The organism is Bacillus sp. BML-BC051 (assembly GCF_019656175.1).
Lineage (GTDB): Bacteria > Bacillota > Bacilli > Bacillales > Bacillaceae_G > Bacillus_A > Bacillus_A mobilis.
The window spans coordinates 76,062-99,219 of sequence record NZ_BPLI01000011.1 but is presented as its reverse complement, the minus strand read 5'-3'; the positions used below and the strand labels follow the sequence as shown (position 1 = coordinate 99,219).

Annotated in this window: 24 protein-coding genes and 1 pseudogene; 18 read left to right on the top strand and 7 right to left on the bottom strand. The window is 36.2% G+C overall.

Going from position 1 to position 23,158, the window contains the following annotated elements; genetic code table 11:
* Positions 1–56 precede the first annotated feature (56 nt).
* From etfB to uvrC, 4 genes are all read left to right on the top strand, one after another.
* Positions 57–830, top strand: coding sequence for an electron transfer flavoprotein subunit beta (etfB, locus tag K5S59_RS04710; RefSeq protein ID WP_001029040.1), 774 nt, complete (start codon positions 57–59; stop codon positions 828–830).
* 36 nt (positions 831–866) lie between these two features.
* Positions 867–1,844, top strand: coding sequence for an electron transfer flavoprotein subunit alpha (gene etfA / locus K5S59_RS04705; RefSeq protein ID WP_000101962.1), 978 nt, complete (start codon positions 867–869; stop codon positions 1,842–1,844).
* 211 nt (positions 1,845–2,055) lie between these two features.
* Positions 2,056–2,370, top strand: coding sequence for a thioredoxin (gene trxA / locus K5S59_RS04700; protein ID WP_001018943.1), 315 nt, complete (start codon positions 2,056–2,058; stop codon positions 2,368–2,370).
* A 149-nt stretch (positions 2,371–2,519) separates the two neighbouring features.
* Positions 2,520–4,304, top strand: a complete 1,785-nt coding sequence (gene uvrC / locus K5S59_RS04695; RefSeq protein ID WP_098872318.1) for an excinuclease ABC subunit C — start codon at positions 2,520–2,522, stop codon at positions 4,302–4,304.
* A gap of 114 nt (positions 4,305–4,418) precedes the next feature.
* On the opposite strand, the gene K5S59_RS04690 is transcribed toward uvrC, so the two are convergent.
* Positions 4,419–4,868, bottom strand: coding sequence for a YslB family protein (locus K5S59_RS04690; protein WP_000042227.1), 450 nt, complete (start codon positions 4,866–4,868; stop codon positions 4,419–4,421).
* Between the two features lie 300 nt (positions 4,869–5,168).
* On the opposite strand from K5S59_RS04690, the gene sdhC reads away from it, so the two are divergent.
* The 4 genes from sdhC to K5S59_RS04670 all read left to right on the top strand — a co-directional run bounded on the left by sdhC (position 5,169) and on the right by K5S59_RS04670 (position 8,895).
* Entirely contained in the window at positions 5,169–5,795 is a 627-nt protein-coding gene (gene sdhC / locus K5S59_RS04685; RefSeq protein ID WP_000678354.1) for a succinate dehydrogenase cytochrome B558, read from the top strand.
* A 13-nt stretch (positions 5,796–5,808) separates the two neighbouring features.
* Complete coding sequence (gene sdhA, locus K5S59_RS04680; protein WP_000676749.1) at positions 5,809–7,602, top strand: succinate dehydrogenase flavoprotein subunit; 1,794 nt, start codon at positions 5,809–5,811, stop codon at positions 7,600–7,602.
* The gene (gene sdhB, locus K5S59_RS04675; protein ID WP_001291830.1) at positions 7,595–8,356 is read left to right on the top strand and encodes a succinate dehydrogenase iron-sulfur subunit; all 762 of its coding nucleotides are present in this window, start codon (positions 7,595–7,597) and stop codon (positions 8,354–8,356) included. The genes sdhA and sdhB overlap by 8 nt, the downstream gene beginning before the upstream one ends.
* Positions 8,357–8,448: 92 nt before the next feature.
* Positions 8,449–8,895 carry an acyl-CoA thioesterase gene (locus K5S59_RS04670; RefSeq protein ID WP_000822737.1) on the top strand — a complete coding sequence of 149 codons (447 nt, stop codon included), beginning with the start codon at positions 8,449–8,451 and terminating at the stop codon, positions 8,893–8,895.
* 36 nt (positions 8,896–8,931) lie between these two features.
* Here the strand turns inward: K5S59_RS04670 and K5S59_RS04665 are convergent, their stop codons facing one another.
* Positions 8,932–9,711, bottom strand: a complete 780-nt coding sequence (locus K5S59_RS04665; protein WP_000720205.1) for a M15 family metallopeptidase — start codon at positions 9,709–9,711, stop codon at positions 8,932–8,934.
* Between the two features lie 265 nt (positions 9,712–9,976).
* Here K5S59_RS04665 and motA point away from each other — a divergent pair, with 265 nt between their 5' ends.
* Together motA and motB are read left to right on the top strand one after the other, a co-directional pair.
* Positions 9,977–10,771, top strand: a complete 795-nt coding sequence (gene motA / locus K5S59_RS04660; protein ID WP_120450901.1) for a flagellar motor stator protein MotA — start codon at positions 9,977–9,979, stop codon at positions 10,769–10,771.
* Positions 10,761–11,549 carry a flagellar motor protein MotB gene (gene motB, locus K5S59_RS04655; RefSeq protein WP_001256741.1) on the top strand — a complete coding sequence of 263 codons (789 nt, stop codon included), beginning with the start codon at positions 10,761–10,763 and terminating at the stop codon, positions 11,547–11,549. Before motA ends, motB begins: the two co-directional genes overlap by 11 nt.
* Before the next feature lie 25 nt (positions 11,550–11,574).
* Here the strand turns inward: motB and K5S59_RS04650 are convergent, their stop codons facing one another.
* The gene (locus K5S59_RS04650; RefSeq protein ID WP_000782775.1) at positions 11,575–12,402 is read right to left on the bottom strand and encodes a 5'-nucleotidase, lipoprotein e(P4) family; all 828 of its coding nucleotides are present in this window, start codon (positions 12,400–12,402) and stop codon (positions 11,575–11,577) included.
* Positions 12,403–12,745: 343 nt separating this feature from the next.
* Between K5S59_RS04650 and K5S59_RS04645 the strand changes: the two genes are divergently transcribed.
* The 3 genes from K5S59_RS04645 to K5S59_RS04635 all read left to right on the top strand — a co-directional run bounded on the left by K5S59_RS04645 (position 12,746) and on the right by K5S59_RS04635 (position 15,409).
* Entirely contained in the window at positions 12,746–13,630 is an 885-nt protein-coding gene (locus K5S59_RS04645; RefSeq protein ID WP_000058104.1) for an ABC transporter ATP-binding protein, read from the top strand.
* 2 nt (positions 13,631–13,632) lie between these two features.
* Positions 13,633–14,859 carry an ABC transporter permease gene (locus K5S59_RS04640; RefSeq protein ID WP_001225008.1) on the top strand — a complete coding sequence of 409 codons (1,227 nt, stop codon included), beginning with the start codon at positions 13,633–13,635 and terminating at the stop codon, positions 14,857–14,859.
* Positions 14,860–14,977: 118 nt separating this feature from the next.
* A complete protein-coding gene (locus K5S59_RS04635) occupies positions 14,978–15,409 on the top strand; it encodes an Rrf2 family transcriptional regulator (RefSeq protein WP_000512998.1) in 432 nt (143 codons plus the stop codon).
* A gap of 59 nt (positions 15,410–15,468) precedes the next feature.
* Here the strand turns inward: K5S59_RS04635 and K5S59_RS04630 are convergent, their stop codons facing one another.
* Positions 15,469–16,134: an MIP/aquaporin family protein gene (locus tag K5S59_RS04630; protein ID WP_212981902.1), complete on the bottom strand. Its 666-nt coding sequence runs from the start codon at positions 16,132–16,134 to the stop codon at positions 15,469–15,471.
* 142 nt (positions 16,135–16,276) lie between these two features.
* Positions 16,277–17,242 (bottom strand): DMT family transporter, encoded by a 966-nt coding sequence (locus K5S59_RS04625; RefSeq protein ID WP_001201657.1) that lies wholly within the window; start codon positions 17,240–17,242, stop codon positions 16,277–16,279.
* Between the two features lie 100 nt (positions 17,243–17,342).
* Here K5S59_RS04625 and K5S59_RS04620 point away from each other — a divergent pair, with 100 nt between their 5' ends.
* On the top strand, positions 17,343–17,915 hold the full coding sequence (locus K5S59_RS04620) for a helix-turn-helix domain-containing protein (RefSeq protein WP_000658045.1): 573 nt from the start codon (positions 17,343–17,345) through the stop codon (positions 17,913–17,915).
* 65 nt (positions 17,916–17,980) lie between these two features.
* Here the strand turns inward: K5S59_RS04620 and K5S59_RS04615 are convergent, their stop codons facing one another.
* Positions 17,981–18,166 (bottom strand): PspC domain-containing protein, encoded by a 186-nt coding sequence (locus K5S59_RS04615; RefSeq protein WP_000044337.1) that lies wholly within the window; start codon positions 18,164–18,166, stop codon positions 17,981–17,983.
* 187 nt (positions 18,167–18,353) lie between these two features.
* Here K5S59_RS04615 and K5S59_RS04610 point away from each other — a divergent pair, with 187 nt between their 5' ends.
* The 4 genes and pseudogenes from K5S59_RS04610 (at position 18,354) to K5S59_RS04595 (ending at position 22,404) form a co-directional block, all read left to right on the top strand.
* Entirely contained in the window at positions 18,354–19,595 is a 1,242-nt protein-coding gene (locus K5S59_RS04610) for an amidohydrolase family protein (RefSeq protein WP_000989914.1), read from the top strand.
* 98 nt (positions 19,596–19,693) lie between these two features.
* Positions 19,694–20,989: a purine/pyrimidine permease gene (locus K5S59_RS04605; protein ID WP_120450900.1), complete on the top strand. Its 1,296-nt coding sequence runs from the start codon at positions 19,694–19,696 to the stop codon at positions 20,987–20,989.
* A 165-nt stretch (positions 20,990–21,154) separates the two neighbouring features.
* Positions 21,155–21,307 (top strand): annotated as a pseudogene (gene gerE, locus K5S59_RS04600) (spore germination transcription factor GerE); the annotation flags it as partial.
* A 92-nt stretch (positions 21,308–21,399) separates the two neighbouring features.
* Positions 21,400–22,404, top strand: coding sequence for a DUF6236 family protein (locus K5S59_RS04595; protein ID WP_088028306.1), 1,005 nt, complete (start codon positions 21,400–21,402; stop codon positions 22,402–22,404).
* 117 nt (positions 22,405–22,521) lie between these two features.
* On the opposite strand, the gene K5S59_RS04590 is transcribed toward K5S59_RS04595, so the two are convergent.
* Positions 22,522–22,965, bottom strand: coding sequence for a hypothetical protein (locus K5S59_RS04590; protein ID WP_088028304.1), 444 nt, complete (start codon positions 22,963–22,965; stop codon positions 22,522–22,524).
* Positions 22,966–23,158: the final 193 nt, after the last annotated feature.

Sequence of the window (23,158 nt, the reverse complement as noted above, 5' to 3'; positions counted from 1 at the left end):
ATTAACAGAAAATTAAAATTGATAGAATCTTTCTGAAAAACAAGGGGGTAAATGGAATGAACATCTACGTACTCATGAAACGAACATTTGATACAGAAGAAAAAATCGTAATTAAAAACGGTGCAATTTACGATGGCGAAGCGGAATTCATCATCAACCCTTACGACGAATATGCGATTGAAGAAGCAATTCAAGTAAGAGACGCACAAGGTGGCGAAGTTACTGTTGTAACAGTCGGTGGCGAAGAAAGTGAGAAAGAACTTCGTACGGCATTAGCGATGGGCTGCGATAAAGCGGTATTAATTAATATTGAAGATGATGTTGAAAATGGTGACCAGTTCACGACAGCAAAAGTACTTGCTGAATATTTAAAAGATAAAGATGCAGATTTAATTTTAGGTGGGAACGTTGCAATTGATGGTGCATCTGGACAAGTTGGTCCACGTGTAGCTGAAGCGTTAAATATTCCATACGTAACGACAATTACAAAACTTGAAATTGACGGTACAAATGTGAAGATTGAGCGTGATGTTGAAGGTGATACGGAAGTGATTGAAACTTCATTACCAGTTTTAGTAACAGCACAACAAGGTTTAAATGAACCGCGTTATCCATCGCTTCCAGGTATTATGAAAGCGAAGAAAAAGCCACTAGAAGAAGTAGAATTAGATGATTTAGATTTGGAAGAAGAAGATGTGGAAGCAAAGACAAAAACAATTGAAATCTATTTGCCTCCTAAGAAAGATGCAGGAAAAGTGTTACAAGGCGAGCTGCAAGATCAAGTAAAAGAACTTGTATCGTTGCTCCATACAGAAGCGAAAGTAATCTAATAAAATACGAAATTATATATGCAGGAGGGAAAATCTATGGCTCGTAAAGTATTGGTAATGGGTGAAGTTCGTGATGGATCGCTACGTAACGTTTCGTTTGAAGCGGTAGCAGCAGCAAAAACAATTGCAGAAGGCGGTGAAGTAGTAGGTCTTCTAGTTGGAGACAGCGTTGCCTCTTTTGCAAATGAATTGATTCATTACGGTGCAGATCGCGTTGTGACAGTTGAAAATGATAAATTAAAATCATATACATCTGATGGATATGCACAAGCGTTTTTAGCTGTATATGCTGAAGAAAAGCCAGAGGGTATTGTATTTGGACATACAGCACTTGGTAAAGATTTATCACCAAAATTAGCAGCGAAACTTGAAGCTGGTCTAGTTTCTGACGTAACTGCTTTAGAAGTTGAAGGTGGAAATGTTATCTTCACTCGTCCAATCTACTCTGGTAAAGCGTTTGAGAAGAAGATTGTAACAGACGGTATGTTATTTGCGACAGTGCGTCCAAATAATATTGCAACGCTTGAAAAAGATGAGTCTCGCAGTGGTGACGTATCTTCTATTACAGTAGATGTGAAAGACTTACGTACAATCATTCAAGATGTCGTCCGTAAAACTGCAGAAGGTGTTGATCTTTCTGAAGCGAAAGTTATTATCGCTGGCGGACGCGGTGTGAAGAGTGAAGAAGGATTCAAGCCATTAAAAGAGTTAGCTGACGTATTAGGCGGCGCTGTTGGAGCATCTCGTGGTGCTTGTGACGCTGAGTATTGCGATTACTCATTACAAATTGGTCAAACTGGTAAAGTTGTTACGCCAGACTTATATATTGCATGCGGTATTTCGGGCGCGATTCAGCATTTAGCTGGTATGTCTAACTCGAAAATAATCGTTGCGATTAATAAAGACCCAGAAGCAAGTATCTTCAAAGTAGCTGACTATGGTATTGTTGGCGATTTGTTTGAAGTCTTACCTCTTTTAACAGAAGAGTTTAAAAAGTTAAAAGTACATTCATGATTTGAGTACCCTTGAGTTCCAAGTGAAGTACCCCTATATATAGAAAAAGGTGAGAGATCCCCTGTCTCTCATCTTTTTAGTATGTAATCCGTATTTTTATATAGTATAAAGGAACACTTTTTTGTTACAATACATAACGATACATATTATTCGCCACGTATATAAGTTAATGATATACTCTTGGTAGAATATACTTGAAGGAGGAAATAAAATGGCAATTGTAAACGCAAATGACCAAAGCTTCGCAGCTGAAACTAGCGAAGGTGTTGTATTATTAGATTTCTGGGCACCTTGGTGTGGACCTTGTAAAATGATCGCTCCTGTATTAGAGGAAATTGATGCAGAACTAGGCGAAAAAGTAAAAGTAGTAAAAGTAGACGTGGATGAAAACCAAGAAACTGCTCGTCAATTCGAAGTAATGAGCATTCCAGCTCTTTTCGTATTAAAAGACGGTAAAGTAGTTGATCAAGCGTTAGGTTACAAACCGAAAGAAGCGTTAGTAGAATTAGTTTCTAAACACTTCTAAAATAAAGGGGCTGCCATTTGGTAGCTTTTTTTTATTTTCCTTTTTTACACCTTTCCGTTACAATAAAAGAACGTATGTTGGGTGTTTTGGCATAGTATGTTTTCATGTGAAAATAAAAATGCTAAGCATGTAGAAATGGAGGGTGACGAGTGCACGAACATTTAAAAGAGAAGTTGGCTATTTTACCAGATCAACCCGGTTGTTATTTAATGAAAGATAAGCAAGGAACGGTTATATATGTCGGAAAGGCAAAAGTGCTTAAAAATCGTGTGCGCTCGTACTTTACTGGTTCGCATGATGGAAAAACACTTCGGCTTGTCGGAGAAATTGTAGATTTTGAATATATTGTAACCTCCTCAAATCTAGAAGCTCTCATTTTAGAGTTAAATTTAATAAAAAAACATGATCCAAAATATAATATTCAATTAAAAGATGATAAGACATATCCTTTTATTAAAATTACAGCTGAAAAACAGCCGCGATTACTCATTACGCGAAACGTAAAAAAGGATAAAGGAAAGTATTTTGGCCCTTATCCGAATGCACAATCAGCTCATGAAACGAAAAAATTGCTAGATCGTATGTATCCGCTTCGTAAGTGCTCAAATATGCCCGATAAAGTTTGTTTATATTATCATATGGGTCAATGTTTAGCACCTTGTGTGAAAGAAGTGACGGAAGAACAAAACAAAGAAATTGTAGATGAAATTATTAAGTTTTTAAATGGTGGACATAAAGAAGTTCGTTCAGAATTAGAAACAAAGATGTATGAAGCTTCAGAGAAACTAGAATTTGAACGCGCAAAAGAATTACGCGATCAAATTGCGCATATTGATGCGATTATGGAAAAACAAAAGATGATTATGAGTGACTTAGTGGATCGTGATGTGTTTGGGTATGCAGTTGATAAAGGGTGGATGTGTGTTCAAGTTTTCTTCGTTCGAAAAGGAAAGCTAATTGAACGTGACGTTTCTATGTTTCCAATCTACGATGAACCAGAAGAGGGATTTTTAACGTTTATCGGTCAATTTTATGAGAACAGCAGTCATTTTAAGCCGAAGGAAATTGTCGTTCCAGGAAGTATAGACTCAGAGCTAGTAGAGCGCTTTTTAGAAGTGGAAGCGACACAGCCGAAACGTGGCAAGAAAAAAGATCTTGTAGAATTAGCGAATAAAAATGCGAAGATTGCTCTTGAAGAGAAATTCTACTTAATTGAACGTGATGAAGAGCGAACGATTAAAGCGGTAGATCATTTAGGGAAGCAGCTTGGGATTGAAACACCGTATCGTATTGAGGCGTTTGATAACTCAAATATTCAAGGGACGAATCCTGTTTCTGCAATGATTGCTTTTATCGATGGGAAACCAGCTAAGAAAGAATACAGGAAATATAAAATTAAAACGGTTCAAGGACCGGATGATTATGAGTCTATGAGAGAAGTTGTGAGACGCCGTTATACAAGGGCACTGAAAGAGAGTTTGCCTTTACCAGATTTAATCATTATTGATGGTGGAAAAGGTCATCTGGCAGCTGTAAGTGATGTTCTAGAAAATGAACTCGGTTTATATATTCCGATGGCAGGTCTTGTAAAAGATGACAAACATAAAACCTCCCATTTAATTATTGGGGACCCGCCTGAACCTGTGATGCTTGAGAGAAATAGCCAAGAATTTTATTTATTGCAGCGCATTCAAGATGAAGTGCATCGATTTGCGATTACATTCCATCGTCAATTACATGGGAAATCGGTCATTCAATCAGCACTGGATGATATTCCTGGAATTGGGGATAAACGAAAAAAGGTATTGTTGAAACATTTTGGATCGCTAAAAAAGATGAAAGAAGCTTCTGTAACGGAATTTGTCGAAGCGGGTATGCCGAAAAATGTCGCAGAAACGATTTATACTTATTTAGCGGATAAGAAGACGTTGTAGTTTACAACGTCTTCTATTTTCTGGTATAATTTCTGAAGATTTAAAATAAATTCAACTGAATGAAAATACAAAAAAGTCAACTAAACTTATATGTCTAGTTGACTGTAGGTAATGCTACACTTCAATGAGATCTTTTATATCCCATTTCACAAGAAATGTAATAGAATCTGAACGTTTTTTCTTTTCTTCATAGGACTCTGCAACGACGTTTCGTTGTTTTTGAATTTGTTCAGCGATGAATCCAGCTTCTAATTGATAAGAAGAATGTCTGTTTTGTTTTTGGCGTTCAGCGATGAGTGTGCCTTTAAGTTGGAACTGCATTTCACGACGCTTATGTTCAATAATGCTTAAAGTGCCCCAGCCAGCTTTTTCGAAGAACTGAATGACTTCTTCAGTTGTTTCTAGTGGATATTTTCTTGCAAGGTTTCTACCGGACCAGTATAAAATACCATCTAAATCGTTACCGATTAAATCAGGTAGTAATTCTTCACGTAGCAATTCATAAGCGAAGGCGTTCAATGAAACATCTTCTAAAGATGTTGTATCGATTGTATTTTTACTCACAATATTCCCCTCTTTCTATAGGGATTATTATATAACATTTCTCATTTATAAAAACAGATTTTTCTTTGGGAAAATCTGAATAGATAAGAAGAAAAAAAGAATTGGCAAATTATATGCAAATTATGTATACGTTTTCTTGACGCTTCGACAAAAATAGGAGTAAAATGAACTTGGTATCAAATTATGCTGAAATATTTCGAATAATTTTTTCAGTTTTTCTTATGCCAATAGTGAAAAAACATTATTGTTGTAAACTAATCTGAAAACAGCAGTCAAACATTCAAGGGGGGTAATGGGGACATGAAAGGCCGCGAGTATACGTTTCGTAAGTGGCACTCATTAATGGGGGTCATCCCGGTTGGTGTCTTTTTGACGCAACATTTAATTGTAAACAACTTTGCAACACGAGGAGCAGAGGCTTTTAACAAAGCTGCAGGCTTTATGGAGCTCCTTCCATTCCGGTACGCGCTAGAGATTTTCATCATCTTTTTACCGATACTGTACCATGCTATATATGGCTTATATATTGCATTTACAGCTAAGAACAATGCGGTTTCTTACGGTTATTTCCGTAACTGGATGTTCGTCTTCCAAAGAATTTCAGGTATCGTTACGCTGATTTTCATTTCTTGGCACGTCTGGGAAACTCGTATTCAAGCAATGTTAGGTAAAGAGGTAAACTATGATATGATGGCAGATATTTTAAACAATCCAGCTATGTTTGCATTCTACTTAGTCGGTGTTGTTTCAACAATTTTCCACTTTGCAAATGGACTATGGACATTCTGCATCAGCTGGGGAATTACAGTATCTCCACGTTCACAAAGAATCTCTACTTATGTAACATTAGCTATTTTCTTAGGTCTATCTTATGTAGGTGTGAGTGCATTATTAGCGTTCATCGATCCACAGCTAGCAAACCAGTAAGGAGTGGGAGAGCATGAAAGGGAAACTTATAGTAGTCGGCGGTGGCTTGGCTGGCTTAATGGCAACGATTAAAGCGGCGGAAGCAGGAGTAAATGTTGAACTGTTTTCTTTAGTACCAGTAAAACGTTCGCATTCTGTATGTGCCCAAGGTGGAATTAACGGTGCCGTAAATACAAAAGGTGAAGGGGATTCTCCATGGATCCACTTTGACGATACAATTTATGGTGGGGACTTCTTAGCGAACCAACCACCAGTTAAAGCAATGTGTGAAGCAGCACCTGGTATCATTCATTTAATGGACCGTATGGGTGTTATGTTCAACCGTACGGAAGAAGGACTTCTTGATTTCCGTCGTTTTGGTGGAACACAACATCACCGTACAGCATTTGCTGGTGCGACAACTGGACAGCAATTACTATACGCATTAGATGAGCAAGTACGTCGTCATGAAGTAGCAGGACTTGTAACGAAATACGAAGGTTGGGATTTCTTACGAGCTGTTGTGGATGACGAAGGTGTGTGCCGAGGAATCGTTGCACAAGACTTACAAACAATGGAGATTAAAAGTTTCCAAGCTGATGCCGTGATTATGGCAACAGGGGGCCCTGGTATCATCTTTGGAAAATCAACTAACTCTATTATAAATACAGGTACAGCAGCTTCTGCTGTATATCAACAAGGCGCATATTATGCAAACGGCGAGTTCATTCAAATTCATCCAACGGCAATCCCTGGAGACGATAAATTACGTCTTATGAGTGAATCTGCACGTGGTGAAGGTGGACGTGTTTGGACATATAAAGATGGTAAGCCATGGTACTTCCTAGAAGAAAAATATCCGGCTTACGGAAACCTTGTACCTCGTGATATTGCAACGCGTGAAATCTTTGACGTTTGCGTAGAGCAAAAACTAGGTATTAACGGTGAAAACATGGTGTACTTAGATCTTTCTCATAAAGATCCGAAAGAACTAGATATTAAACTTGGTGGAATTATTGAAATCTATGAGAAGTTTACAGGTGATGATCCTCGTAAACTACCAATGAAAATCTTCCCAGCAGTTCACTATTCAATGGGCGGGTTATGGGTTGATTATAAGCAGATGACAAGTATTCCAGGTTTATTTGCGGCAGGTGAGTGTGATTATTCTATGCACGGTGGTAACCGCCTTGGTGCGAACTCACTATTATCAGCAATTTACGGTGGTATGGTAGCAGGACCGAACGCGATTGAGTATATGAAAGGTCTTTCTAAATCATCTGATGCTGTTTCATCTACTGTATATGAACAAAATGAATTAATCGAAACAGAGAAATTTAACAATATTTTAACGCTCGATGGTAACGAAAATGCGTATGTTCTTCATAAAGAGCTTGGAGAATGGATGACAGATAACGTTACAGTAGTTCGTGAAAATAAAAAGCTACTAGAAACTGATGCGAAAATTGAAGAGTTAATGGCTCGTTACAAACGCATTAACATTAACGATACAGCGAGATGGAGTAACCAAGGTGCTTCATTTACACGCCAACTTGCAAATATGTTTGAGTTAGCACGTGTCATTACAATTGGCGCATATAACCGTAATGAAAGCCGCGGAGCGCATTACAAACCTGAATTCCCAAATCGTGATGATGCAAACTTCTTAAAAACTACGATGGCGAAATTTGAAGGAGAAGGAAATGCACCAGCATTCCATTACGAAGAAGTGGATGTTTCATTAATTAAACCACGTAAACGTGACTATTCCTCAAAACATGATGTAGCTGCTAAGGGTGAAGAGAAGGGGGATAAGCAACATGTCTGAGAAAACAATCCGCCTCATCATTACGAGACAAGATGGACCAGATGCACAAGAGTTTGACCAAGAGTTTGAAATTCCATATCGTCCAAATATGAACATTATTTCGGCACTAATGGAAATTCGTCGTAATCCTGTTGATTCAAAAGGAAACCAGACGACTCCGATTGCATGGGATATGAACTGTTTAGAGGAAGTATGTGGCGCATGTTCGATGGTGATTAACGGAAAACCACGTCAATCATGTACAGCTCTTATTGATCAGTTAGAACAACCAATTCGTTTAAAGCCGATGAAGACATTCCCAGTTGTACGTGACTTACAAGTTGACCGTAGTCGCATGTTTAACGCTCTAAAACGCGTTAAAGCTTGGATTCCAATTGATGGTACGTATGACTTGGGACCAGGACCTAGAATGCCTGAGAAGAAACGTCAATGGGCTTATGAGCTTTCAAAATGTATGACATGTGGTGTTTGCTTAGAATCATGTCCAAACGTAAATAGTAAATCTGACTTTATTGGACCAGCACCGTTATCACAAGCTCGTTTATTCAACTCACATCCAACGGGTGAAATGCATAAAGCAGATCGCTTACGTGCAATTATGGGAGATGGAGGGCTTGCAAACTGTGGTAACTCTCAAAACTGTGTACAATCATGTCCAAAGGGTATCCCATTAACAACTTCAATTGCGGCATTAAACCGTGATACAACAATTCAATCGTTCAAAGATTTCTTTGGTAGCGACAATAACTATTAATAAATATTGCCTCTTCATGTAGAAGAGGCAATATTTATAACTTTATTTTTCTGTTTATTCTGTTTATTATGAGGCGAAAAGGAGAGGGAACAATGAAGAGGATTTCTTATATTGAAGACTTTGAGCAATGGGAAAGTGGTTTTTCATTCTACAATCCTGTAAAAGTTCGTTTTGGTGAAGTAGATATGTTTGGACATGTAAATAATGTCGTTGCCTTTACTTATTTTGAAGAAGCACGTATCGCATTGTTTAAAGAACTTGGATTTATGCAAGAATGGACGCATGAATCTTCAGAAACAATGATCGTTGTTGCAGATTTACAATGCAATTTTATTAAGCAAATATATTTTGATGAACAGTTGAAGGTGTATGTAAAAGCGGGAGCGGTTGGGAATTCTTCTTTAGATTTGCATTATATGGTGAAGAATGCAGAAGGAGAAGTTTGTTTAGTTGGTCGTGGAATGATGGTTCAAGCATCGAAAAAAACAGGAAAAGGCGAACCGTGGCCTGGAGAGTGGAAGAAAAAATTACTACAATGATAGAGTGAAAGAAAAATAAGAGAGCAATTTGCTCTCTTATTTTTTGTCTTTCATTGCTTCTTCTAATGTTAAATGATGTTTATATATGTATGTAGCGTATGGATTACCGACGTAGCGCAAATGCCAAGGTTCATATGCATATTCTGTTGTTTCTGTTTTATCTTCTAAATAACGAATGACAAAGCCAAATTCATGAGCATGTTCTGCAACCCATTTTCCTTCGGCTGTCTCTCCGAAGATAGGCTCTAATTGGAATTTAGCAGATTTTGAACTAATATCCATTGCTAAACCAGTTTGATGTTCACTCGTACCAGGAATGGCACTTACTGAATTAGCTTCAGCTTTTCCTTGACGTCTAACGTATGTATCATGTAATGATTTTTGGCGTTTGTATGAACGATAACCAGATACAGCTGTAAGTTCAAGTCCTTCTTTCTTTGCCGCTTCAAACATATTTTCAAGCGCATCTGCAGCATCTTTGCGCAGCAATGTTTTTTCTTTATCTTTTGGACTAGTAAATGGTACGTTCGGTCTTGTTAAGTCTTCAGGTGTGTATCCATCTGGTAGTTTTCGATGTTTATTAACTAAGACAAGATTAGACTCTGGATTTGTTACAACGGAAAAATCATTGTCTAGTTTCTTTGCATTATGATCAGCTTTTGGAAAAGCAGGAATCTCTTCTTTTTGGTGATTACTATGCTGTTGATTTTCGACAGCTTTCGCCTCGTTTTGCAGTGGTGATTTAGAACTAAAGTAAGCGAAAGAAGTGATACCGATTACAATAGTAGTGGCAGAAATAATGATTATCTTTTTCATGATGCCTTGTAATCACAGTCCTTTCTTAATAAAATATGTATCGTTTTTTATTATAAATCTAGTTTACAGAAAAAGAAATATAAGAGTCGTAACGTAATAGAAATGCAAAGAAAATGTCAGAAAATGTGTGAAATTGTAGTATTTTTTCATATAATTCATTTCTTATCTTTCATGAAATTCATTTTTTATGTAATATATATACATAAGAAGATGTAGCGATTATCGAGAATGAAGAACTTCTTGTATAGACTAGGAGTGAATGGGAATGGATTTTGCAACACTTATTGGACTCATTTTAGGAGTAGTGGCGGTAGTAGTAGGGATGGTCGTCAAGGGCGCTGACGTAAATGCCTTATTGAATCCTGCCGCAGCATTAATTATTTTTATCGGTACATTTGCTGCAGTATGTATAGCATTTCCGATGAATCAACTAAAAAGGGTTCCAAAATTATTTAAAGTTCTTTTTGGTTCAAATAAAAAGGATTTAAGTTATGAACAGTTGCTAGAATTATTTGTTCATTGGACATCAGAAAGTAGAAAATACGGTATTTTGTCTTTAGAGCAACAATTAGATAAAATTCAAGATGAATTTCTTTTGCGTGGTATGAAATTTGTGATTGATGGCGTATCCGCAGAAGATTTAGAGCAGATTTTAGAAGCTGAATTAGAAGCAATTGAAGAAAGGCATGCAAAAGGAGCGGCAATTTTTTCCCAAGCTGGTACATATGCACCGACATTAGGGGTTTTAGGTGCTGTTATTGGTCTTGTAGCTGCACTTGGCAATTTAACTGATATTGAAAAGTTAGGTCACGCTATTTCGGGTGCGTTTATTGCAACGATTTTTGGTATTTTTTCAGGCTATGTATTATGGCATCCATTTGCAAATAAATTAAAGCAAAAATCTGCAGCTGAATTAGAGAAAAAACGTTTAATTATTGATTGTTTATTAATGTTACAAGAGGGTACATATCCGTTTATTATGAAGAACCGCATTTTAGGTGCACTTTCTGCAACTGAGCGTAAAAAGCTAGAAAAAGGAGCAGAAAAAAATGCGGAGTAAGAAAAATAGAAGAGGCAAAAAGAAAAAACATGATGAGCATATCGACGAAACTTGGTTAATCCCTTATTCTGATATGTTAACGTTGTTATTTGCATTGTTTATCGTTTTATTCGCAATGAGTAGTATAGATGCTGCGAAGTTCAAACAGATGGCGGTAGCGTTTCGAAGTGAACTAGCAGGTGGAACAGGAAATAAAGAATTTTTGAGTGATCAGAAGCCGAATGAAGAGAAAGAGTTATCGGCAAGTAGCCTTGAGGCAGAACAAGCAAAAAAACAAGAAGAAGCTAGAGCGAAAGAAAAAAAAGAGATGGATGAATTGAAAGCATTACAAAAAAAGATTGATCAATATATTAATGAGAAACAATTATCCTCTTCTTTTCAAACTAAATTAACTGAAAAGGGATTAATGGTGACAATATTAGAGAATATACTGTTTGATTCGGGGAAAGCAGATGTGAAATTAGAATCTTTAGGGATTGCAAAAGAGATGTCTAGCTTACTTGTTTCAGCGTCACCTCGTGAAATTACAGTATCGGGTCATACGGATAATGTCCCTATTGCCAATGCGCAGTTTGCGTCAAACTGGGAATTAAGTACGCAGCGGGCAGTTAATTTTATGCAAGTATTACTGCAAAATAAAGAATTACAACCAGAAAAATTTAGTGCGATTGGTTACGGAGAATACCGTTCGATTGCTCCAAACGATACACAAGAAGGAAAGGCAAAGAATAGACGTGTGGAAGTATTTATCTTGCCTTTAACAGAGAAAGTAAAATAAAAGAGGATGGCGAATGCCATCCTCTTTATTTTGCATCAAATGATTTTAAGTGGTCGCGACGGATTTTATCTTTTTCTGCATCTGATTTTTTGAAATCATAATCATATAAAGCGCCTTCCCAATCACCATACATCGGATTCGGGAAAATAATAAATTTCTCACCAAATTGTGCTTTTGAATCTGCGACTGCTTGATTGCGATCGTTTACAGACTTTCCATCAAAACCAGTGAAATCAGATAAGTTATCGCCGAAGAATAAGACGATATCATGTGTTTGCGAAACGAGTTCACGGCGTTTTTCTTTTCCTTTTTCTTTCGGATCTTGTAGTAATATATGTTCTTTCGTTGCTTGAGGAGCACCTACACGCTCAAGATTTTTAATTGTTGCATCTAGTTGGTTCGTTTTACGATTTGAGATGTAGTAAATATCTACACCTTTAGATTCGGTATATTTTAAGAAATCAATTGCGCCTGGAAGGGCTTCAGCTTCAGCCTTATTAATCCAGTCATCCCATTTGTAAGGATAGCCTTTTCCTGTCTTTACACTCATTGCTTGATGAGGACTGTTATCTAAAACCGTTTCATCTAAATCCAGTACGATAGCAGGTTTTTTCTCTGTCCCTTTTGCAAGAATTGCATCGAGCTTTAATTGACCGATATTGTATCCTTGGTAGTAAAGTGCTTTCGTCTCACCAGCTGTTTGATACCATAAATCAGCCATTAATTGCTGGTCTGTTAATTTTGCCTTCTCTTCTTTCGCCACAGTTTTCTCTTGTGTTCCTGAACATGCTACAAGCGATGTAGATAGAACTGCTACAGATAATAAAGTGGTAATGCCCCTCTTCATCTTCATATGTATCCTCCTCGATGTTAGAAAATCAGTTAATATTATATATCGAAAAATAATATTTTTTGTATGAACATTTGCATATTGTCTTTTGTATATATAGTAGTATGTCCTATATTAGAAAGATGAGAAAAATGTTGGGAATCATTTTGACAATTTTTATTGTCGAAATGACAATTATAATTGACAAATAACATGATATTATTTACAATTTTAACTAAATAGAACAAATGATGGATTAAGGTGGTGCTACATATTAAAAGGATGAAGCGTAGTACTATATTTTATCCTATATAAACATAGTCTTTGAAAGAGAGTATGAATGATATTAAAGGGGAGGCTTTATACTTTGAGTTTACAAATTCAAAACTTAACGAAACTATTTGGGGAATCAAAAGCAGTTAACGGCTTGCAAATTTCGTTACCTAAAGGTGAAGTGCTAGGATTACTTGGGCGAAATGGTGCAGGGAAAACAACGACAATCAAAATGCTTCTCGGATTATTAACGCCTAATGAAGGATCTATTACATGGGATGGAAAATCATTTGGGACTAGTGGGGTAACAATTGGATATTTACCAGAAGAGAGAGGTTTATATACAAAAAGTAGAGTAATAGACCAGTTGCGATATTTTGGTAGATTAGAAGGAATGACGAAAAAAGAAGTAGATCTTGCTATTGATCACTGGTTAGATCGATTGGCAATACCGGAATATAAATTTAAAACGGCAGGAGAGCTTTCAAAAGGGAACCAGCAAAAAATCCAATTAATTGCTGCTCTTCTTCATAATCCTGAACTTCTCATTTTAGATGAACCGTTTAGCGGACTAGACCCAGTTAATGCTGGAATGTTAGCTAGCATTATTGAAGAACAAGTACAGAGCGGAAAGACCATTATTTTATCTAGTCATCGTATGGAACAAGTAGAGGCTTTTTGCCAACATGTATGTATTTTGAAAAAAGGCGAAGCAGTCGTAAAAGGCCAGTTAAGTGATATTAAAAAAGAATATGGTTTCCGTAATTTAACGATTGAAGATACAGAAGAGAATGAGAAGGGATTAGAAGCTATACATGTATCATATGAAAAACAACAAGGCCTTCTTTATGTGCAAGTACAAGATGATGCAGAAGCTCTAAAGATTTTGCAACAGTTGCAAGAACAAGGTGTTACCTTACGACAATTTAAAATGTTAGAGCCGACGTTAAACGAAATCTTTGTAGAGAGGGCGAAATAACGATGCGTAAATTTTCTCACGTATTTTCATTTTATTTTAGGGAATCATTTTTATCTAAAAGATCATTAATTACGAGTGCGATTTTGTTTTTAATTGTGTTTGGGATTTTTGCATTTAATCATTTTACTTCAAGTAATGATAAAAATAAGGATAAAGATAAAATTGCAGTTGTAGTAGAGAGTTCTACATATAAAATACAAAAAGAAGAGTTAAATAAGTTACTACCATCAGCTAAATTAACAATTGGTCTAAAAGAAGATTTTAATAAACTACATAAACAAGTAGAAGAAGGCGAGCTAGACGGTTTATTCCGTGTAACTGAAAAGAATGGAGTTCCAGAAGTTACGTATATGTTTAATGGGTTCCCTAGTGAAACAACTTCTACAATTATGGCTAGTTATTTAAAGGCGCAATATACGGCGGTAACAATTGCTACACATAATGTTTCACCGGAAATTGCACAACAATTGCAAACTGAAATCTCAGTGAAACAAGAAGCGATTAAAGATCGTTCTGCTTCTTTCGGAATTGCCTATTTCTTTACATTTGCTTTGTATATGTTTATTGTCATGTTCGGAAGCACAATTGCGATGAATATTGCTTCTGAAAAAGCTTCTCGCGTTATGGAGGTCATGATTCCGAAAGTAAAACCGCTTACGATGATGTATGCGAAAATTTTAGCGGTTGTTTCAACGGCGTTATTACAACTTGTCATATTGGCATGTGGTTACCTAGTTCCTTGGTTACTAGGATGGGTAGATTTAGAAAATGGTTCCTTATTTGGATTGCCAATTGATTTTACAAAGTTAGATGCACAAGTTATCGGTATGTTCCTCATTTATTTTGTTACAGGATATTTCCTCTATGCGATGATGTATGCAGCGGCTGGTGCGGTTGTTTCTAAGACTGAGGATTTACAAGGTGTAATGGTACCGGTGTCGATTTTAATAATGGCAGCATTTTTTATAAGTCTTAAATCGCTAGGTGATCCAAATAGTACGATTGTTGTTGTAAGTTCTTATGTTCCATTCTTTACCCCGATGGTCACATTCTCACGCTTTGTAGCTGGTGAGACGGGTATGTTAGAAATTACGATAACACTGCTAGTTCTTTTAACGACAATCGGCATATTAAGTGCTGTTACAAGCCGCATTTACGTAAACGGTGTAATGAATTACTCAGATAAAGTGAAATTTAAAGATTTAGCGAAGTTTATAAAGCGTCAATAATGAGAGAAAAGTATGATTTCTTATTGGAATCATGCTTTTTCTTTATGTATAAATTAAAAATAGTATATAATAATAAGAGTCGTCTTTTAATAGAATGAATACAAAGGAGGGTGTGCAGATGGGGATTAGTAGTCGTTTTACAGTAGGTGTTCATATGTTAACGTTACTTGCGATAGATCGAAACTCTCGCTGTACCTCTGAATGGATTGCTGGTAGTGTGAATACAAATCCAGTTGTGATTCGTCGCATTACAGGAATGTTGAAGAGAGCAGGACTTGTTGATGTACAAGCTGGTAAAGGTGGTACGACACTTGCTCGTGATTTAGAAGAAATTACATTACTTGATGTATATAAAGCAGTGGAAGTTGTAGAAGAAGGACAGCTATTTTCCTTCCATGAAAATCCCAACATTGAATGTCCAGTAGGAGCTAATATTCAATCAGTATTAGAAATTATTTTAATGCAAGCGCAAGAAGCGATGGAAAACGTACTTGCAAATGTAACGGTAGATCAATTAGTTACAAACTTAAAGTCTAAAATGAAAGAGTAAAAAAGCGAGCAACCTCATAATGAGGGCTCGCCTTTTTTTATTCAGAAATATTGAAAATTCTATTTTTCAGTATTTAAAATAAATTTACCAACAATAGCTGCTACGATACCACCAAGAATTGGTGCAACGATGAATACCCATAGTTGAGAAAGTGCTTCTCCGCCAGCGAATAAAGCTGGTGCGATACTACGAGCTGGGTTAACAGAAGTTCCAGTTAACGGAATTCCTAATAAGTGAACTAAAACTAATGTGAAACCAATTACTAATCCTGCTAGAGAAGAACTTCCTTTTTTACCTGTTACAGCAACGATAACTAATACGAATACGAAAGTTAAAATAAATTCAACTAGAAATGCTCCAGATAAACCAAGAGTTCCAAAACCATTTTGTCCTAAATTATCTAAAGGTGTTTTAGCAGAGCGTAAAATCGTTACTAAAGTTGCAGTTCCTAATAAACCACCTAAAATTTGAGCTAATACATAATAACAAAGTTCCATAGTGTTCATTCTTTTGTTGATGAACATAGCTACTGATACTGCTGGGTTAATGTGACATCCAGAAATTGTTCCGATGCTATATGCCATAGCCACAATAGATAGACCGAAAGCCATAGCGATTCCTAATGTTCCAATTCCTTCAATTCCGCCGCCAATGACAGCTACTCCAGTTCCGAATAATACAAGTACAAATGTACCAATAAATTCAGCGATTGCTTTTTTTAACATAATTTACCTCCTAATATTGCACATGAAACGTATTATAACATAGGTTTTAGTATAAACAGCTAATGAAATACTATTCTGATAAGGCGAAATAGGGGGACAATAAAAAAGAGTATGGTTCTTTGTTATAGAACCATACTCTTTTTTATGCTGTTTTTTTCTGTTTAACGACTGGAACAGAGCGGTTTAAAATGCTATTTGCAACCATTCCTAACATAATAATAATCATTCCAATTAGGGAAAGACCACCAGGGAATGAACCATTTAAGAAAACAATTTCGCCAAGTACGGTAAAGACCATCGTTCCAGCTTGTGTTGCTTCAACAGCTCCAAGTAGAGCGAGGTTATCTTTTGCTAAGTCAGTAGCAAAGAAAAATGTCATCGTTGCAATTACGCCAGAACATAATGCTAACAAAAAGCCTTGCAACATTTGACTTGATGTTGGAATACCAGTAGTAGAAAATCCGTATATACCAAGTAAAATTGTTATAGGAAGACTTCCGATTGCCATTCCTAATACGCGTTGAAACGTATCGAGACGCCCGCCAACAAGTTCCATCATTTTTCGGTTGCCGAATGGATATAAGAAGGCTGCTACTACGACAGGTAAAAATCCTGAAATAAACTGAGTCATTGTAATATGACCTGCTGCAGTTGCTTGCATACAAATTACACCAAGTAAAATAAATAATGCAACATATAAACTGCGAAGTGGAATTTTTCCACGTACAAGTTTTGTGCCTGATTTCGTTTCTATTTTAATGAAGAATAATGGGGATAAAAGTAACCCTGCTAATATCGTAACTTGCCAAGTTCCAGCAACGAGCCAAGCTGGAGAAAAGACAGCTGCAAAACTTAATAAAGAATAGAAACCAATACCAGCAACAGAACCCCATCCGATCCACGCTAATGGATGTTTCTTTAATTCTTCCCATAAGCCTCTTAAGTTTTTGCGAAATAAAACGATAAGGAATAAAATAGGGAGAGCAAATAAAAAACGGAAGGAAGCTGTCCAGGCCCAGCTCGTTCCAGATACATTCATCGCTCGATTAATAATAAAGGTTGCGGAAAAAAAGGCTGATGATAAAAGGCCTAATAAAATTGCGCGCATAAAGTATTGCACTCCTTTCGGAATTTGATGATTATGTATAGTATAATATACTTTAAAAAGATAAAAGTAAACTATTTTATACTTTAAGGTGGTTTTATAGATGAAAGAACATGAAGATATGCAAACGAAAGAAGTCATTCAGCAAGTAGGTCAGCTATTAAGACAAATTCGAAATGAACAAAAATTAAGTTTAGAAGAATTAGCCCAAAAAACAGGAGTTAGTAAATTAACATTAGGAAAGATTGAGAGAGGAGAAACGAATCCGACGTTAGCTGTCATTTGGAAAATAACGAAGGGGTTATCGATTCCTTTATCGAGATTGATGGTTGTTGGAGAACCTGTAGCTGTTGCGCGCTGCGGAGAAGGATTTGCAGTAGATGCAGGACAAGCATGGCATTTAGAAACGATGTTCCGTTATACGAAAGAAACGGGGATGGAAATGCACCGTGCTTGTTTAAGATCGAATAGTATATATGAGCCGGAAGCTCATCATGAAGGTGCTATTGAGCTTGTAACAGTAATGAAAGGGAAAGTATCGATTCAAGTAGAAAGCGATGTATACGAATTAAATGAGTTTGACTCTATTCAATTTGAAGCGAATAAGAAACATAGTTATAGAAATGAAGAAGATGAAGTTGCAGTATTGCATTTAACGATGAAATATTCTTCATAAAAAAATCACCTATAGAATTCTATAGGTGATTTTTCATATTTTGATTAAGTATATGCAGGATGCCACTAGTACGAACGTGGCATAAGTAATAAACAAATGAAATAAACTAAAAAACCAGTCCCAAAACATAAAACAGCAATGACCCAAAGTATGCGAATGAGGGTAGAGCTAATATCAAAATATTCCCCTAAACCACCGCATATACCAAATAGCATTTTATCAGTTTCGGATTTACATAACCTTTTTGACATCTTCCAATCCACTCCTTTTTTAGCAAGCTATATACTTCTATTCTATATGGAAATTTATGAGAAGACTATGCGGTTGTATTACATTTTTTTTAGGGAACAGTCGTATTAATTGTCTTAATTTTCAGTTGATATTAAAATTATAGTAAGAGGTATGAGGTAACTTTTAATAAAGGGTGGGGGAATAGAGATGATGGTATATTGGTTGACTAATGTAATGCTTGAATCGGGATATACATATGAAGAGGGGAGAATTTCCCAAACAGAAACAGAGTTATGTAGTTTACTCATTGAAGATGGACGAATTAAAAAAATAATAGCAGGGGCTGTTCAAGAGGAAGGGGTACTAATTCTTGATGCTAATCGTTTATTAATTTTGCCTGCTTTCGAAGAGATGCATATTCACATTGATAAAACCTATTATAGTGGCCCTTGGAAGGCATGTATGCCAGCAGAGAATATTTTCACGCGTTTTAATGAAGAAGAAAAAATTTTGCCGAAGCAATTAGCAACTGCTCAAGATAGGGCGGAAAATATGTTAGCGTTATTGCTTCGAAATGGTGCAACGAATATAAGAACGCATTGTAATGTTGATCCGGTAATTGGACTTGGTAATTTGGAGGCGACGTTAGCGGCGTTGGAAACATATAAAAATCAGGTTTCTGGTAGAATTGTTGCTTTTCCGCAACATGGATTATTGCGCAGTAATTCTGTGCAACTTGTGAAAGATGCGATGCGTATGGGGGCGAATCTAGTCGGTGGAGTAGATCCAGCTACAGTGGATAATGATATTGAAAAATCATTACATACCATTATGGATATCGCAGTAGAATTTAATGCGGATGTTGATATTCATCTGCATGATGCGAATAATCTTGGAACGTTTACGATGAAGAGATTGGCAAGTCTAACAGACGAAGCGGGATGGCAAGGTCGCGTAACAATTAGTCATGCGCTTGGACTTGGTGGTGTTACGGATAAAGAAGCTGAAGAAGTGGCGGAAAGACTAGCTGCTTTAAACATTGATATTACTTCAACCGTGCCAATTGGGAAACAAGTAATCCCGATTCCGTTATTAGATAAAAAAGGTGTGAAAGTTTCGTTAGGAAATGATAGTATTACTGATCATTGGTCACCGTTTGGAACAGGTGATATGCTGCAAAAGGCAAATCGATTGGCAGAACGTTTTGGGTGGAGTGATGAAAGGTCTTTAGGAAAAGCCCTTCGCTTTATTACGGGAGGAAAAGAAACGTTAAACAATGAGGGGAAGCGAGTATGGCCGAATGTAGGAGATGAAGCGAGTTTTGTTTTGACAAATGCAATATGCGTCGCTGAAGCAGTAGCGCGTCAAACAGAGAAGCGTTTCGTTGTACATAAAGGAAATATTGTTGTTGGTAGTTTGAATGAGGTGGAATTAAATAATCTTGTGTAAAAGAATCGTTTGAATGTTTTGAGGAGGGTTCTAATTGTGAGTGTAGAACTCTTCTTTTTTATGCTTACAATATATTTCTTATAGGTTAGCTAGGAAGGATGAAAAAGTTGGACAATCAACATAACCAAAATCATATTATGGGAACTTTGCAATGGTTTATATTTTTATTAGCGAATTCAATCGCATTACCAATTGTCGTTGGCGGATTATTTCATCTTACGACGGAAGAAATATTTTATTTAATGCAGCGTACATTCTTTGTAGTTGGTATATCTTCTTTTTTACAAGGTTGGCTTGGACATAGACTACCAATTGCGGATGGACCAGCTGGATCCTGGGTTGGGGTATTTACTGTACTTGCCTACGCAACTGTCGGGCAAGATCAATTACATAGTACGTTGCAAATTTTAGAATTAGGAATGATAATTTCCGGTGTTGTTTTAATAGGATTAGGAATCACTGGTTTTATCGGACGTATTTTATTTTTATTTACGCCGCTTGTGACAGGGACGTTTTTACTTTTATTATGTTTACAATTAAGTGGTGTATTTCTAAAAGGAATGCTAGGAATTACTGCTACCGTTTCTCAAATCGATGGATTTACAGCGATAATTGCGTTTAGTATATTTCTTTTCGTTATTATACTATCTAACTTCGGAAAAGGTTTTGTCAAAAGTTATGCGGTTTTAATAGGATTAATTAGTGGGTGGATTCTTTTTCTAATTGCAGGAAAAGTGACGATTCCATCTCAAGTAACTCATTTTGTGCAACTTCCACAAATATTTGCTTGGGGACTTCCGAAATGGAATACAGGTATGGCTGTATCAAGTTTCGTTATGGTATGTATTTTAGTTTCTAATACAGTGGCAGCTATTATAGCGATTAATCAAGCTACCATTCAAAAAGGGACTATTGAACAGAAACAGTTGAAGGATGGTACATGGGTTGGAGGGATCTCGCATATCATTTCTTCTGTATTTTCAACTGTAGGTGTCGTGCCATTACCAGCGACGGCAGGGTTTATACGTTTAACGAAACAAAAGTATATACAATCGTTCTTACTAGCATGTATGTTACTAGTCGTAATGTCGCTGTTTCCAAGTATTATTCGTTACTTAGCATCGTTGCCATCCGCTGTCGCATCTACAGTTTTAATGGCTTCGTTCGTACAGCTAATTGGAATTGGATTTCATAATATAAAACAAGTGCCAATGAGCGAAAGGAATGTAACGATTTTAGGAGTTGCTGTATTATTTGGAAGCGGTGTTATGTTTTTACCGTCTGGAGCACTCCAATCACTGCCGTCTGTGATGCAATATATATTCGGAAATGGTTTGTTCGTAGGTACAGTTGTCAGCATATTACTAGAACAAATATGGCGTACTGAAAAGTGAGTGGATACAAAGAGTGTCTGCACTGTATAAAAGTCTAAAATAACATGTGAAATAAAGCCCATTTTCATTCACCACCCGCACATTTCGTTCATACAATATCTTGACTAAATAAACACCCAACTTACACACACACGGCTCTGGCTTAAGCAAGGAGGGTTATACCAGTTGAAGGAAAAAGCGTATCAATCTAAACCGTTACTCACAAAGAGAGAGAGAGAAGTATTTGAATTACTGGTTCAAGATAAAACAACGAAGGAAATTGCAGGTGAACTTTTTATCAGTGAAAAAACAGTACGCAACCACATCTCAAATGTGATGTGTAGGGTTTGCAAAAATACATGTACTGGAAACAGAAAAAAATGTATTGTATATAATATACGGAATTATCGAAATAAAAGGAGTGATATAATATGCATGCTAAATATTTGTATTATCCAACAATGTCCCTTCCAAATACACAATGGTTAAAAAGAGTTCTACTTTATTCAGATGAGATAGCTTCAATTGTTCCTTATGAGCTTCAAAGAAACGTAAATTATGATTTTGAACTATTGAAGGATTATGAAGAGTTTAAGATGTTAAGTCCTGAGTCACATCTTTGGGATGAAGAATTTGAAAAAGAAGTTGCAGACCACTTTAATTCTAATGAGTATAAAGAGATTATGAAAAAATCAAAACACCATCGAGATATTGATATTCATGAGACAAAAGTATCATATGCTATGAAAGAATTGCTACAAACGCACCAAATACAAATTGAAAGCGGAGATTGGTATAAAGTTCCTAAAAGGGTTGCTGACAGCTATATGGGTATATTAGCAAAGTATATGGGCAGATATCATGGGTACATACCTACAACAGATAAAATAATAAATGAAACTTTAATTTATTCTACACAAGATAGTCATGTTGGACTAGTTGCTGGGCAAATTAGATTACTGAACTGTCTCCCTGTACCGTCAAGTGAAGCATCTTTTGAAGAGATTCTTTCATTTAAAAAAGAAAGAAGAGAAGAGTTGCTAGCTTTTAGACAAACATTATCTAAGAGGATACAGGACTTAAGTCAGTGTGAGAATCCAGATGAATGTCATTTTCTTTTAACAGATTTTAAAGGAGAAATGGAACTGGAATTACTTAAAATACAGAGGCTTTTAAATGAAAATCGCATTAGCTTTAGGTTAGAAAGTATGAAGTCCTTACTTGAAGTGAAAAATCCACTTTTATGGACATCGATAGGGGCTTTATTATCAAGCAATAATTCTCAACCATATAGTGTGTTAGCAGCAGGCTTATTAGTAGTTAGTTATCAATATATAAAGTCAAGATCGGAGGCAAGAACGAATTTAACTAATTCACCTTATGCATACATTTTTCATGCCCAAAGTCAACTTGGGAAACGAAAGGGTAATGTTTAGTTAAAAATAGAATATATAAATGAAATGGAAAAAAGTTTCCGATATTTACAAAGTATTTCATTTTAAATTACTCAAAAGAGAACCTCCTGATTAATTAGGAGATTCCCTTTTGAATAATTATAGAGAGTGTGTCTGTGGTCTAGAGGGATTTATGTATTCTTTTGTAATCCTACGCCAAAGGTGTGATGCGAATAAATCAGGTAGTGCAATCATAGTTTGGTTGAATTTAATTGAAAACTCAGAATCCACTTCTCGTAAAGTTTGTGTAATCACAGCAGCTTCCATTGGAGTATCTAATTGTACAAATGAACTTAATTTCATATAGTGTTCTTCTTCAGTATTGTTTTCATAATCTGCTGTTTCTACTATACCTGTAGCAACACCTCTTGCGATAATTCCTTTTCCATTGCTGTATAAAAAAACTAAGTCATTTGGGCGAATAAGGCTAATGTAGTGCTTCCAAGGTGAATAGTATGCTGCACATTTTTCTTGTTGAAGCATTTGTTGTTCGCAATTTTGGTTATGGGTAAGATTGGTATTAATAATATAGGCATTTCGCATTTTGTCTTCTCTCCTCTTTCTTTAGTTAACTATAATTAATTATATAATATATGGTTAATGGTGCGGAAGTTTGGATATATAAGATGTGGGTTTTATGCCTTGTCAATATCGATGGAATAGGTTGTTATATAGGGCTTTTACTAAAATGTCTATTAGATTATAATAAAGAAAGACATTTTCTAAAGTGATAAAT

Bases quoted from the DNA above. Each gene is read 5' to 3' on its own strand.
- K5S59_RS04620 (WP_000658045.1), top strand. From the start codon at position 17,343: ATGAAAGAACATGAAGATATGCAAACGAAAGAAGTCATTCAGCAAGTA.
- K5S59_RS04635 (WP_000512998.1), top strand. From the start codon at position 14,978: ATGGGGATTAGTAGTCGTTTTACAGTAGGTGTTCATATGTTAACGTTA.
- motA (WP_120450901.1), top strand. From the start codon at position 9,977: ATGGATTTTGCAACACTTATTGGACTCATTTTAGGAGTAGTGGCGGTA.
- K5S59_RS04665 (WP_000720205.1), bottom strand. From the start codon at position 9,711: ATGAAAAAGATAATCATTATTTCTGCCACTACTATTGTAATCGGTATC.
- sdhB (WP_001291830.1), top strand. From the start codon at position 7,595: ATGTCTGAGAAAACAATCCGCCTCATCATTACGAGACAAGATGGACCA.
- sdhA (WP_000676749.1), top strand. From the start codon at position 5,809: ATGAAAGGGAAACTTATAGTAGTCGGCGGTGGCTTGGCTGGCTTAATG.
- etfB (WP_001029040.1), top strand. From the start codon at position 57: ATGAACATCTACGTACTCATGAAACGAACATTTGATACAGAAGAAAAA.
- K5S59_RS04615 (WP_000044337.1), bottom strand. From the start codon at position 18,166: ATGTCAAAAAGGTTATGTAAATCCGAAACTGATAAAATGCTATTTGGT.
- K5S59_RS04670 (WP_000822737.1), top strand. From the start codon at position 8,449: ATGAAGAGGATTTCTTATATTGAAGACTTTGAGCAATGGGAAAGTGGT.
- K5S59_RS04610 (WP_000989914.1), top strand. From the start codon at position 18,354: ATGATGGTATATTGGTTGACTAATGTAATGCTTGAATCGGGATATACA.
- trxA (WP_001018943.1), top strand. From the start codon at position 2,056: ATGGCAATTGTAAACGCAAATGACCAAAGCTTCGCAGCTGAAACTAGC.
- K5S59_RS04605 (WP_120450900.1), top strand. From the start codon at position 19,694: ATGAAAAAGTTGGACAATCAACATAACCAAAATCATATTATGGGAACT.
- K5S59_RS04590 (WP_088028304.1), bottom strand. From the start codon at position 22,965: ATGCGAAATGCCTATATTATTAATACCAATCTTACCCATAACCAAAAT.
- K5S59_RS04595 (WP_088028306.1), top strand. From the start codon at position 21,400: ATGCATGCTAAATATTTGTATTATCCAACAATGTCCCTTCCAAATACA.
- K5S59_RS04625 (WP_001201657.1), bottom strand. From the start codon at position 17,242: ATGCGCGCAATTTTATTAGGCCTTTTATCATCAGCCTTTTTTTCCGCA.
- etfA (WP_000101962.1), top strand. From the start codon at position 867: ATGGCTCGTAAAGTATTGGTAATGGGTGAAGTTCGTGATGGATCGCTA.
- motB (WP_001256741.1), top strand. From the start codon at position 10,761: ATGCGGAGTAAGAAAAATAGAAGAGGCAAAAAGAAAAAACATGATGAG.
- K5S59_RS04650 (WP_000782775.1), bottom strand. From the start codon at position 12,402: ATGAAGATGAAGAGGGGCATTACCACTTTATTATCTGTAGCAGTTCTA.
- sdhC (WP_000678354.1), top strand. From the start codon at position 5,169: ATGAAAGGCCGCGAGTATACGTTTCGTAAGTGGCACTCATTAATGGGG.
- K5S59_RS04630 (WP_212981902.1), bottom strand. From the start codon at position 16,134: ATGTTAAAAAAAGCAATCGCTGAATTTATTGGTACATTTGTACTTGTA.
- K5S59_RS04640 (WP_001225008.1), top strand. From the start codon at position 13,633: ATGCGTAAATTTTCTCACGTATTTTCATTTTATTTTAGGGAATCATTT.